Below are 14985 nucleotides of genomic sequence, written 5' to 3' on the forward strand. Positions count from 1 at the left end.
TATTCCCCTATTGATTGGCTGTGTGTTTAGTTGCGCTTGAGTTGAGTTGTGGTTGGTTTACTTGGTATTCAAAGCCACTGACTAACGCCGCCAGTTTGCTATTAACGATGTTGAGATCGGTGATCAAACGTTGTTGCTCTAACTGAAGCGCCAGCTCATCGGTCGTTGCTGAAATGACATCGTTAAACTGGGCGGTATTGTTTTGATAGCCCCTCTCAACCGCGCTGATTCGGGCTGCGGTTTGAGGAAGCAAGGACGTTTGATAGCGATCTAATCGCTGGATCAGATTTGATCTGTCCACCAGCAATGCATTCACTTGCGCGTTCATTTGGGAAAGTAAGGTGTCTTTTTGAGATTTAGCCGCACCAACTTGATACTGAGCAGCCGATAAGTTTTTATCTTGTCGATTCCCAGTAAACAGCGGGATGTCGACTGTCAGATAAGCACTCACCAGATCAGAAGCAGGTTCACCCGCCATGTTATTGGCTTGACGGTGTGCATACATCACTTCCACCCCAAACTGCGGGGTATAAGCTTGCTCGGCTAACTCGACCTGAGTTTGATTGGAGGAAATACTGACATCGGAGATCTTAACCAAAGGATGGTCAGTCAGTAGCTGGTAGTGCTTGGTTGAATCGATATTGGTCGCTAATTTGCTTTCCAATAACGACCAATCGATTTGGTTAGTTGCATTCAGTGTACCCTGAGAATCAAGAACCTGAGAGCTTAGCCAATCAGAACCCAACCATTCAGAAAGCTGAGAGATTAGACGACGCTGAACCTGCTGGTTTGCCTGAAGTTTCTCATCAAGCTTGCTCACTTGGAGCTGAGCATTAAGCAGATCTTGCGCTTCACTTTTACCAATCGAGTAATTGGTTTGTACATAGTTTTCAAGCTCAACCAACAAACGACGATTTTGACGAATCACCGACTCAGCCTTTTGCTGATAACCTAACTCAAGCCAAAGCTGCGTCATGCTATTCGCAACCGTCAATTCTCTTGCTTGCACCTGCAAAGCTAAAGCATCTGCCTGTTGGCCTGCCTTTTTCTGTTGAAGGTTAAGCGTATTGCCACGCTCAAACTGCTGCATAAGCCCTACCGATATATTAGTCATCGGGTCTTCGTCGAATTGAAAACTATCGACAGGCAAACCGCCAAATCCAACTTTCAATTTCGGGTCCATTAAGGTCGAGCTGGCAATGCCCGTTTCTCGCATCGCTTGAGACTGAGCAAAGTACTGCTTGCGATTTCCATCTTCGCTTAAAGCAATCTCAATCAGTATATTGAGTTGCTGCGTCGAGCTTGCTTGGTTATGTGCTGAAATGTGTTGAGCATTTGAAGCTGACGCCGTGGTAGCCGCGAGCGTAGCACTTGAAAACAAGGCCATAGGCAAGGCAGCAGCAACCACTAAGCTCGTGTTCATGACAAACACAGAGGTTGTTGGTTTCATATTCACAATGAATGTCCATATCTAGCGCTAATTAGCGCATAAAAAAGAATGGCTTATCAGGTTTATCTAACTGATAGAGCTGTATTTTTAGATATAGATTTATGCGGAAGGTGGGCGTAGCAAAGATTGAGCGCGTGCGACTTTCTGGCCAATCGTGACCGATTGAAAACGAGCTAATGAAAAGGAAAGTTGATCAACGGCTTGAACAGCCTGAATTGGATAGGGACTTGCAGAACACATTGAGGCACAGCAATCGGCACTCGAACAATGGTTACCCATCATCGGACTGCCGTCTTCGCTCATTGAAGACATATCGCATTGAGCCATCAAAGCATGGGCACTCATGTTAGAGTCTTCAGCGTGTACTTCTTCACTCATCACATGACACCCCGCCATTGAATCATTAACCGAAGTATCGCTGTGGTAACAAGCCGACTTGCTCGACCCCATTTCCATCATCATTACTTCAGTCATCAAGGCTGAGGAGCTTGAGGCATAGCTAGACATCAACATCGCAATGATGCTGAAAACAATAATCCAAGTTTTTCGGAATGTGTTTGTCATAGTTTACCTTTGAATTTACAACGCAACTATAAACGTTCCCCTTAGGGTAAGGTCAATGCCATTGTGCCGATATTTACCTGACCGTTGAAAAAGTATTCATCCTCTCTTTCATCAAAACGAGATAATTCTTCGACTTTGCAGTTTTTTCTTTAAAAATTATCCAATTAGCTAGCGAAACCTCTATCTGTGTATTTTACTTAAAATAGTGCAACCACGATTCACGGATGATAAAAATGGCTAACAAAAAAAACGTCGAAACAAACAAGAAAAATACAGAAATCAAAAACAAGAAAAGTAACGAGCTAGAGCAAAAGAAACCAACACAAAAAAAGAAGCGCAGACTGCATTCACATCTAAAAGTGAATATCCCACTTTTTCAGTCACTCATGATGATTTTGCCATCATTGGCTAAACACGCTGCTGCAGAGAGCATAGACAATTCCAGTGACGCTGCAGATCAAGTAACCGCAAATAACGTGACCGAAAAAGATGTCACCGATGAGCATAGTAAGGCGGACTCATCAGCGGTTGCTCTCCAAGACGCTCAGGCGAGTGACAACGACGTAAACTCAACCTTAAGTGCAAATCATGCCGCCCATGGTTCGAGCTCTAACTTAGTTCCTTCTCATCATTTATCGACGCTTTCTCACCCGCAAGTCCATTACATTCCTTCGGTATCGATGCCGACTATCTCCTCAGGGAGTAACGGTCAGCCGACTCATTCGAATGCGCCTACGACGCCCGCTTTACCCGTCACCTTTATGCCAGAAGTCATAAAAGGTACGTACGGAGAGCTTCATGTTGATGCAAATGGTCAATACACATTCGTATTGAATCCAAATTCTCCTCAATACATCCTGTTAAACCAGCACCAACCAGGTACTGATCATTTTGCGTTACATCTATCTAATGGCTCGAGCATCATTGTTCAGATACCGGTAACAGGTAAGCAAGACACGCCAAATATTTCTGGAGACCTAACAGGTGTGGTAACAGAAGATCACAATATTGATTCACAAGGCTTGTTACATGCGAACGGTAAAATTGATGTCATAGACCCTGACCAAAATGAAAATTCGGTTACGCCTGAAGTTATCTCAGGTAAATATGGTTCATTAACTATCGATGCTGATGGACATTGGCAGTATCAAGTTGATAACTCGCTCTCTAATGTTCAAGCTTTAACCGCAGCCACTTCATTGCACGAAAGTTTCACAATTCACACCAAAGATGGCACACCGCAAACGATCGATATGACGATTGGCGGGAACGACGACAATGCCGTAATTACGGGTGTGGATGCTGGCACGTTAACTGAAGATTTAACGACACAAGTTCAAGGGCAGCTTTCGGTAACGGACTCTGATCTTGGAGAGGACCACTTTCAAGCCTCACAAGTGACTAGTAATTTCGGTACGCTAAGCATCACCAAAGACGGTGCGTGGACATACAGTTTAGACAACAATAACCCAGTAGTTCAAAGGCTTGGCCAAGGTTCAACTGCGACAGACATCGTCACTGTTCACTCAGCTGATGGTACAGCGCATCAAGTCATGGTTACGATCAATGGCACCAACGACCATGCAGTAATCACGAGTAGTTCAGCAAATTCACCAAGTTCATTTTTCGCTATCGGGACAAGTAATGGCTCAAGCCAAGTTACTGAAGATAAAGACCTAACGGTTTCAGGCCAACTCAACATCACCGATATCGACTCAAAAGAGGCGCATTTTTCTAATTCCGACCTCAAGGGGACACTGGGTACTTTACACCTTAAAGACAATGGCGATTGGAGCTACGACCTAGATAATAAAAATCCACAAGTTCAGGCTCTTGGTCAAGGATCTACGACAACAGACATCATAACCATCCACTCCGCCGACGGCACTCCTCATCAAATTGCAATTACCGTTAACGGCACCAATGATAAAGCCGTGATAAGCGGAACAAGCTCCGGTGCAGTGACCGAAGAAACACAACTGCAAACCTCGGGCACACTTGCGGTAACGGATGTGGATACTGGCGAGGCACACTTCTCCAACACCGATATCGTAGGCTCGTTTGGTACGCTTCATCTGACTGATACTGGTTCTTGGACGTACGATCTTGATAATACAAATCCTAACGTTCAAGCATTGGGCAAAGGAGCAACCGCTACCGACACCATCACCGTTCATTCTGCTGATGGCACGCCGCATCAAGTGACTATCACAGTAAATGGCACTAATGACGCAGCTACTGTCAGCAGTGCGACCGTTGCCATCGATGAGACCGACAAAGCAGTAACGACATCAGGAACGTTGACTAGTACCGATGTAGACAACCCAGACAACACGTTTACGCCAGACTCGATTACTGGATCTAACGGCGACCTAACTATTGATGCCAGTGGTCACTGGGTGTTCACCGCCAACAGCGCGTTTAATCAGTTAAACGTCGGCGACAAAGTAGAAGAAACCTTCACTGTCACTTCCGTTGATGGCACACCTTCGACCATTAAAGTCACGATTAACGGCACTAACGACGCCGCTACTGTCAGCAGTGCGACCGTCGCTATCGATGAAACCGACAAAGCGGTAACTACCTCAGGTACGCTAACCAGTACTGACGTGGATAATACAGATAATACCTTCACGCCGGATTCCGTTGTTGGATCTAATGGTGACCTGACTATTGATGCCAATGGTCATTGGACGTTCACTGCGAACAGTGCGTTTAACCAATTGAATGTCGGCGATAAGGTCGAAGAGACCTTCACGGTATCTTCTGTTGATGGCACAGCGTCAACCATCAAGGTGACGATTAACGGCACCAATGATAAAGCGACAGTCAGTACCGCAACGGTAAGTGTGGACGAGACTGACAAAGCGGTAACTACTTCAGGAACATTGACTAGTACCGACGTGGATAACCCAGATAATGCGTTTACTCCGGATTCTATTGCAGGCACCAATGGCGACCTGACTATTGATGGTAATGGTCATTGGTCGTTCACCGCGAACAGTGCGTTTAATCAATTGAACGTCGGCGATAAAGTCGAAGAGACCTTCACGGTGTCGTCTGTTGATGGCACAACGTCGACCATCAAAGTGACGATTAATGGCACTAACGACAAAGCCACTGTTAGCAGTGCAAGCATCGCCATCGATGAAACTGACAAAGCTATAACTACCTCAGGAACGTTGACCAGCACCGACGTGGATAACCCTGACAACACATTCACTCCGGTTTCGCTCACAGGAACCCACGGCGGCTTAACCATTGATGCCAACGGGCATTGGGTGTTCACCGCCGGCAGTGCGTTTAATCAGTTAAATATCGGCGACAAGGTCGAAGAGACCTTCACGGTGTCATCCATCGATGGCACACCGTCGACCATAAAAGTGACGATCAATGGCACCAATGATAAAGCTACTGTCAGCAGTGCGACCGTCGCCATCGACGAGACTGACAAAGCGGTGACAACCTCAGGCACCCTAACCAGTATCGACGTCGATAACCCAGATAACGCATTCACACCGGATTCGATTACTGGCACCAACGGCAACCTCACCATTGGTGCTAACGGCCAATGGACCTTCACCGCCAACAGCACGTTTAATCAACTAAACGTTGGTGATAAAGTCGAAGAAACCTTCACGGTGTCGTCTGTTGATGGCACACCTTCGACCATCAAAGTGACGATTAACGGCACTAACGATGCAGCGACAGTCAGTACCGCAACAGTCAGTGTGGATGAGACCGACAAAGCGGTGACAACCTCAGGCACCCTAACCAGTATCGACGTCGATAACCCAGATAACGCATTCACACCGGATTCGATTACTGGCACCAACGGCAACCTCACCATTGGTGCTAATGGCCAATGGACCTTCACCGCCAACAGTGCGTTTAATCAATTAAACGTTGGCGATAAAGTCGAAGAAACATTCACCGTAACTTCGATTGATGGCACACCGTCCACCATCAAGGTAACGATTAACGGCACTAACGACGCCGCTACTGTCAGCAGTGCGACCGTCGCCATTGATGAGACCGACAAAGCAGTAACGACCTCAGGCACCCTAACCAGTATCGACGTCGATAACCCAGATAACGCATTCACACCGGATTCGATTACTGGCACCAACGGCAACCTCACCATTGGTGCTAATGGCCAATGGACCTTCACCGCCAACAGTGCGTTTAATCAATTAAACGTTGGCGATAAAGTCGAAGAGACTTTCACTGTCTCGTCCATCGATGGCACACCTTCGACCATAAAAGTCACGATTAACGGGACCAATGACAAAGCCGTGATAAGCGGAACAAGTGCCGGCGTGGTAACCGAAGAATCTCAGCTTAAAACCTCTGGCTCACTGACTGTGACTGATGTTGATGCCGGTCAAGCACACTTCTCCAATACCGATATTGCTGGGACTTTAGGCACCTTACACCTCACTGATTCGGGTACATGGACTTATGACTTAGATAATAAGAACCCAACCGTTCAAGCGTTAGGTAAAGGAACAACCGCTACCGATACCATTACTGTCCATTCTGCTGACGGCACACCACATCAAATTACGATTACGGTGAATGGCACCAATGATGCAGCGGTAATCACTGGAACTACAACTGGCAATGTCGATGAAGGTCATGGCAGTTTCGGTGATATGTCACCAGATTACGCTCAACCTGGTTTGGTGAAGCTAGGACAAGCTGGACTATCAGCTGATGGCAAGTTGGATATTGTTGACCCAGATACTGGGGAATCTCAGTTTGACTCTAAAGGGGGAGCTTGGAATAACTCTTACCATGGCCAGTATGGGCACTTAATATTAAACCCAGATGGTACTTGGCATTATCATGTTACTGTTGGCAGCGTTGATTGGGTTAGTCATCGTAACACAACCGTCGGCACGACTATTGATGAATTAGGTGAAAATCAAACCCTCACCGACACCATTACCGTTTATTCTAAAGATGGTACAAGTCACGACATAGTCATTACCATTCATGGTGATAATGATAGACCTTATATCAGTTCTGAAGTAACACTTTCCACAGGCACAGAAGATACAGCACTTACTTTCACCAAAGCTGATTTATTAGCCAATACTGTCGACGTGGATGCGAATGACGCAGGCAAACTTTCCATTGCGAATCTGTTAGTCGATCACGGTTCTGTTGTTGATAACAAAGATGGCACCTACACTTTTACTCCAACCAAAGACTATAACGGACAAGTTCATTTTAGCTATGACGTGACAGATGCGCATGGGGGTATCACTGCAACAGGCGCGAATTTACACTTACAAGCAACTGGCGATGCTGCGACTATTACTGGAATTGATCAAGGGAATGTGACAGAAGATCGTGGTTATATTGATACACAATATAATCTTCATTTTGATGGAAAATTAGATATTGTTGACCCCGACCAAGGTGAAGCTCAGTTTGATATTCAAAGAGGCCACACCTATCACGGAATTGGCTATGATACAAAAATGGGTGGGTGGGTACTTTTACAACAAGATGGTACTTATACTTATACAATTGATAATCGTAAACCAGAAATTCAAAACCTTGGGTCAACAGAGACTCTTGTCGATAAAGTGACAATCCACAGTGTCGATGGAACAAGTCATGAAATTCAGATCACAATCCACGGTACAAATGATGACCCTAAGGTTTCTTCGGTAACAACTCTTCCTGCAGGAACTGAAGATACAGATGTCGTTCTACACGCTTCTGATTTACTCGCCAACGCTACAGACATCGACCACAATGATGCAGGGCAACTCTCAGTGGCCAATCTCACCGCCGACCATGGCAAAATCACCGATAATCATGACGGTACTTTTACCTTTCATCCAGCCCTAGATTACAATGGGAAAGTCTCTTTTACCTATGATGTAAAAGATGCACATGCTGGCAGTACAGCGACTTCAGCGAGTATGACGTTAGCACCAACCAGTGATGCGGCGGTTATTACAGGCCCGCATTCTGGTGATATTACAGAAGATAAACTTCAGCAGTATCAAGGTATGTTAAGTGTTCATGGTGATTTGCATATAATTGATCCTGATAGTGGAGAAGATCACTTTACTACGGTGACAAAAATCCATGACCCATTTAATTCTCACCAAAATGGGTTGATTATTTCACCTAGTGGTTATTGGTACTATTCAGTGAGGAATGACTTAGTCCAGCATATGGCTCAGGGTGAAACAACAGATTTAGTGTACGAAGTGTCAACTGTTGATGGAACTACTCAACGAATTAATATCACACTTCATGGTACTAATGATAATCCACACCTTATTTTTTCTGGTTATGGAAGTTTAGGTGGAGGTTCGAATCCAATAAGTACAGATGAAGATAAAGCGGTCACTATTCCAATAGAACGCTTTAGTCTTGTTGGAAAAGATATTGACCACGGGGATGCCCTTCATCTAGAACAGCTGAGTGTTGACCATGGAACCGCTGTCATTTCTCCTGATGGGAAAACTGTGCTGTACACTCCTGAAGCTAATTTTAATGGACGTGCTACTTTTACTTACTATATCGCTGATAGTCATGGTGCTAGGGCAATAGACCCGTCTACAGGCCATATCGGTATGTCAGGTATGATGCTTTCAGTGAATGCAGTATCTGATAAAGCTATTATTTCTGGGGTTGATACGGCGTCAATTATAGAAGACCATAATATCGGGCACAGCTCAGCTCAAAAGATTGCAGTATCAGGCTCTTTGTCTGTAACTGATCCTGACACAGGCGAAGATCATTTCCGGTTTAACCAATTTGGTGAGAAAGCGATACATGACCCCTTTGGTGGAGATCTAAGAATAACTCCAGCTGGAAGTTGGGGGTATGAGGTTTCAAACAGTCGCTTGCAATCATTAGCTGAAGGTGAAGTAGAAAAGGTTGTATATCGTGTTTATTCTGCAGACCACACTGCCCACGATATAACCATAACGGTGACAGGCACCAATGATCAGCCGACCATCATTGCGACAACACTTGCACATGGCACTGAAGACACGCACTACCAAATGCAAGCCAGTCAATTTGGGTTCACCGATATCGACTCCGGCGATACGCTACATTCCATAGCAATCACAGATCTTCCGCCAGCAACACAAGGTAAGTTTTTACTTGATGGACACGATGTTACAGCGGGACAACAGATCCCTACAGCTGACATCAGTAAACTTCAGTTCGTCCCTGCGCAAGATTTCAATGGCGATGTTCAGTTTAAATATACTGTTAACGATGGGCATACCGACTCTCAAGAGGCTACTAACACACTTCATATTGATGCGGTGGGAGATAAAGCCGTTATATCAGGTGTGGATACTGGCGATGTTTATGAAAACAGAAACCCTGATATGTCGCCAGACTTTGCCCAGCCAGGTATGGCACATTTAACTAATAGTATGATTCATGTTGAGGGGCAACTAACAATCATCGATCCAGATACCGGCGAGAATAGTTTTGATTCTAAAGGTATTGGTTATACCTATCATGGAAAATATGGCCATTTGATTCTTAATACAGATGGTAAATGGTTTTATGGTGTTGCAACCGGCACTGCTGATGTAAATGGTGGATTAACAACAAATGTAGGATCGACGATTGATCAACTTGGTGCAAATGAGACACTCACTGATACGATAACGATACAAAGTAAAGACGGTACTACTCATGATATTGTTATCACGATACATGGTGACAACGATAGGCCTTATTGCAATAGTGAAGTACAACTTAATAGTGGTAAAGAAGACACGCAAGTATCGTTGACTACTCAAGAGCTTCTTGCCAATACTGTCGACGTAGATGCGAATGACTTAGGCAAGCTGACGATTGCGAACCTTCATGCCGATCATGGTTCTATTCAAGATAACAAAGACGGCACCTACACTTTTACCCCAACCAAAGACTATAACGGCCAAGTTCATTTTAGTTACGATGTAAAAGATGCGCATGGTGGTGTTACGCATACTGGAGCGAGTACGACACTTGCTGCTGTCGATGACAAAACCATTATTTCTGGCATTGATCATGGTGTTGCAACTGAAGATATCGCCACTCATATGTCTACGAATGCCAATATTATGGATGCTGTAGATTGGCAAGCGCTACAAGTTACTGATGTAGACAGCCCTAATACTCAAGTCACTGTCGAATTTGCAGGCAAACAATACACATGGAATATAGGCAGTAACCTAGATGTAACGACTCCTTATGGCAAATTCCAGTTCCACACTATCGCAAGTGGATCTCACAAAGGTGAGCACTCTTGGAGTTATATTGGCGACAATAATAATGTTCATGTTCAAGAGTTAAAGCATGGCGAATCATTAACCGAATCTATAAAGCTAATAGCAACCGATGGTACTGAATTTCCTATTACGGTTAAGGTTAACGGCACAGAGGATGGGGTCGTCATCGATTCCAATTCAGAACTGGGTCATGTCGTAGAAAATGCCCAAACAGGTGCTTCAGTTACCGGCAATGTAGTCGCACATGATGTTGATCTCCACGATACGGTGAGCTGGACACAAACACCAACAGGTGGCATTAGCGGTCAGTATGGAACGTTCCATCTAAGTGCAGATGGACAATGGCATTATGACGTTGATCAGAGCAAAGCGACAAAACTAGGAGACGGCGACGAATATTGGGAGCACTTTACGGTTGAGGCAGTGTCTACTGATGGTAGCCATGTCTCGAAAAGTGTCTCTGTTGTTGTGCATGGCAATAATGATGTACCAACCGTTAGTGGTGAGGTCTCTTTACCTTCAGGTAAGGAAGATACTTCAATACATATTACACAAGCTGAATTAATCGCTAATGCGACAGATGTTGATACTAACGATAGAGGTTGGTTACACGTTGAAAACTTGACTGCAGACCACGGTAGCTTGGTATCAAATTCAGATGGCAGTTTTACCTTTAACCCCGACCCTAATTACAACGGAACGGTCAACTTTACTTACGATGTTGCCGATAGACACGGTGGCATAGCTCATACAAGAGCAAACACTTCTCTTGTTGCTGTTAATGATGCCGCAACATTTACCGGTGACTCCGGCAGCATAAGTGAAGATACAAACATTCATCACAACTTGCATACCACCGGGTCAGCAACCATTCCAGATGCCCTTTTTTGTCATGGGCACCTGATTGTTTCTGACGCTGATGGGCATGGCGAAGCTGCATTAGATCTTAAGGGGCAACAGAAAATATCTCTTGATGGAACCTATGGTCATTTCGACATCACTAGTACTGGGAGATGGGTTTATAAAGCAGACAACAATAGTGTGCCTATTCAAGACTTAGACAATGGACAAACACTCACAGATAGCATTGAAGTCACATCAAAAGACGGTACCAAGCATTCAATAACCGTCACGATTAATGGGACCACCGATGATCCTGTTCTTCACAGCCTTAGTGATTCTGGTGTTCAACATAGTGGTCCAGTTGAAGGGAATCTACTTACTGGCTCTGGGACGGATCAAGGATTGAGTGGTGCAGCAACAGACACCGATTCCAACGCACATCTGGTGTTGCAAGATATTCAAATAAAAGACCCCGTGTCAGGTTATGTCGCGGTAAGGCCGGGGCAACCACATACTATGGCCGGTATCGGTACACTCGCGATCGAAGCGAATGGTCATTATACCTTCACCCCGGAAGCTGGCTTTACAGGTAAAGTGCCAAGTATGGTTTATCGTGTCGGCGATGATGGTGGTAACCCAATAGGAGATTCTTCTCAAAATTCTCTCTCTATTGAAGTCACCCCTCCTCTACAACATGCGCCAACGGTGACAGGGCAAACCGTTTCTACAAATGAAGACATCACCAGAACCTTTACAACCAGTGAATTTGGTTACAGTGATCAAGATGGCGACACGTTACAGTTCGTGACTATTAGCAGCATACCGAGCCATGGATTATTACTTCTAAACGGTAACGCCGTAACCGCCAACCAGCAAATCAGCAAGGCTGACTTAGACGCAGGCCATTTAACCTTTACGCCGATCACTAATGAAAACGGCGCCAACTATGCGCAATTTACATTTACTGCGAATGATGGCCATAAAAATTCGGCAAGCGCAACGATGGTAGTGGATGTTAGTGCAGTCAATGATGCACCTATCGTTGGATCGAGTTTTATTAGTTCTTTAGAAGATAAGCCTCATGCGTTCACCACCGCAGACTTTAAATATTCTGATATTGATGGAGATGCGTTAAACCACATCACGATTACCAATGTCGCCCATGGCGTGTTATCGCTGAATGGCACCACAGTGAATGTTGGTGATGACGTCAGCGCCTCCGACGTTTCATCACTCATCTTCACCCCAACTCACAACTACTTTAGTTCTGGTGTCAGCGGATTAGGAGGGGTGCAATTTACCGCAAACGATGGTCATCTTGATTCAAAAGAAGGGTCAATACTCATTAATATAGCGAGTGTCGCTGACCCTGCAACATTCAGTGGAGACTCCACAGGAGTGGCCAAAGAAGACATAACACTTCAAGCTTCAGGTACGTTGACGGCGAGTGATCCTGATGGAACAGCAGGGTTTACCGCGGTACAGGGTGGAGCTGGAATAGCCGGAAGCAAAGGCTATGGGCACGCTCATATCGATGTAAATGGTCACTGGACTTACGACCTTGATAACAACCATCCTATAGTTCAACAGCTTGGCGAAGGTCAGACAGACACTGAAACCATCACGGTTCAATCTGCAGATGGCACGCACCATGATATCGTGGTTACCATTACCGGAACCAATGACGCACCGATTCTCGGCGTTAACCAAACATCATCAACGACAGGCACATTAACAGAGACAGATGTAGACGTTAATGACACTCATATGTTCTCTGTCGTCAGCTCAACAGGGCAATTCGGTTCATTGTCGGTAGATCCAAATACTGGTGACTACGTCTACACACCAAATACCTCTATCACAGGAATGAGTTATAACTCTGCCACCAACTCCTATCATGGTGTCGATGTATTCGAAGTAAAAGTCAGTGACGGCCATACGGAAGATTCGAAATTCATCACCTTTGATGCCTCGGGACATGTCACCATGTCACCAACGGGTAGCTTAGTCACCTCGACGACTGTTCCGCACCAACCTGTGGTAACTGCGACGCAACCAACCTTGCCTTCAGGCACTAACGTCGCGCCAACGAACACCGTTACTCTGGATCTCGCGTCAACAAGCGATTCAGGTTCATCGCAAACTGACAACCTGACCAATGACACGACCCCAACGATTACCGGACACACTGATATTCCATTCTCGAAAGTCACGATTTACGATGGTTCCACACCCGTTGGACACTCGGTATCTGATGCCTCTGGCCAATATAGTGTTTCAGTAAGCAGCTTATCGGACGGCGATCATAATCTATCCGCCAAAGCATTGGCTCCTTCATCAGTGATGTCTGCAACTTCTTCGCCTCTGTCTGTCCATATAGATACGCAAGTACACGTCGGTATTCAAACAGACCCGATTACCGCCGACAATGTGATTAATGCTCAAGAATCCAACAGCTCCATTGACATCACCGGATCCGTTTCTGGCGATTTTAATACAGGCGACATTGTGACTTTAGATGTAAATGGGACACAGCATACTGGCGTGGTCGATGCAAAAGGACACTATTCAATTGCCGTACCTGGCAGTGAACTCATCGCCGATGCTGACCAAAAAATAGAGGCATCAGTAGCGGTAACAGATACCGCAGGTAATAGCGCTCATGCCACTGCAGATGTTACTTACCAAGTTGATACACAGGTTAGCGTTCCTACGATTACCTTTGAAAACGCAGGGGCAGACAACTTATACAGCAAAGCTGAAATCGCCCGAGGACAAGCAAACACGATCACAGCAACCGTTACGCCTCCTGGTGATGCCAAAATCGGTGAGCATCTTGTCGTTAACGGTCAGGATCATGTATTAGATGCTCATACTCTACAGCACGGAATACAAATTGAAGTTCATCCGGGTTCTAATGTACAAGCAACAATGACTGACGAACACGGTAATACCGCGGGTAGCCAAGGTTTTGCTGCAAGCGCTATTCCTGAACCAATTATTGTCAGACCGCCATCGGGAAGCCACCAAGTGTCTGGCACTCTTGGAATACCACCACTGTTACCATCTTTAACTCCGGTACCAACAGCACAAAGCGGTTGGCGAATCCATTTACCTAATGGACAATATGTCACCAGCCACCATGGGCAATATGGAACATTAACCATTGATCCTCAAACCGGCCACTTACATTACCAAGAGCAAGCTCAGGTTCATACGGGCCCACATGGCAGCGCTTCAGGTATCGGTCAACATGAAGATAAATTTGAAGTAGCATTGCAAGGGTCAAATCAAGATGAAGTGGTCGCCCATGTGAATATTCAGATACTCAGTCATGGGCCTGGACATAGTGGAAAGCTGACAGTTGGAACTGAAGTGGTTGATATGACAATCACACCTTTAGTCCATACATCGCACCCTGCGCCACCGCCACCGCCTCCTGTTCAACATGACGAGCCAGATATGGCTTCGCAAGCCGACTTTACGGTCACACTAAGCGATGATAGTAATCTGGATTTAACCCAGCAGACCCATCAAGAACCCGAACAGAAAACCAGCCACCATGGTGCAGCAGCTTATCTGGATGCATTGGGCATTAAACCCGATGCGACATCGACAACGGTTCACGATCAACCTGCGGATATGGATATCGTACTTGCACAAGTCGACCAACCAGATGCAGCAACACATGACCAAGCGCACTTGGATATGTCAGACGCGCTGGAACACCATGATGCAAACATCAACCATAACCAAGATGATGAGCACCATCATCACAACGATATCGATGGGTTACCGGACATTGATCCAAATAGTTAACCGATAACGAGACTAAACAAAAGGGAGCACATGATGTGC

General features: G+C 45.5%; 3 protein-coding genes. 1 reads left to right on the forward strand and 2 read right to left on the reverse strand.

Annotation, left to right across the window (positions count from 1 at the left end):
• Positions 1 to 7 precede the first annotated feature (7 nt).
• Positions 8 to 1450, reverse strand: coding sequence for a TolC family protein (locus tag OCU90_RS21180; protein WP_061025426.1), 1443 nt, complete (start codon positions 1448 to 1450; stop codon positions 8 to 10).
• Between the two features lie 99 nt (positions 1451 to 1549).
• Positions 1550 to 2014, reverse strand: coding sequence for a hypothetical protein (locus OCU90_RS21185; RefSeq protein ID WP_061025425.1), 465 nt, complete (start codon positions 2012 to 2014; stop codon positions 1550 to 1552).
• A gap of 233 nt (positions 2015 to 2247) precedes the next feature.
• Between OCU90_RS21185 and OCU90_RS21190 the strand changes: the two genes are divergently transcribed.
• Positions 2248 to 14946, forward strand: coding sequence for a VCBS domain-containing protein (locus OCU90_RS21190; protein ID WP_061025422.1), 12699 nt, complete (start codon positions 2248 to 2250; stop codon positions 14944 to 14946).
• The last annotated feature ends 39 nt before the right edge of the window (positions 14947 to 14985 follow it).

It is taken from the genome of Vibrio splendidus (genome assembly GCF_024347615.1).
Classification (GTDB): Bacteria; Pseudomonadota; Gammaproteobacteria; order Enterobacterales; family Vibrionaceae; genus Vibrio; species Vibrio splendidus.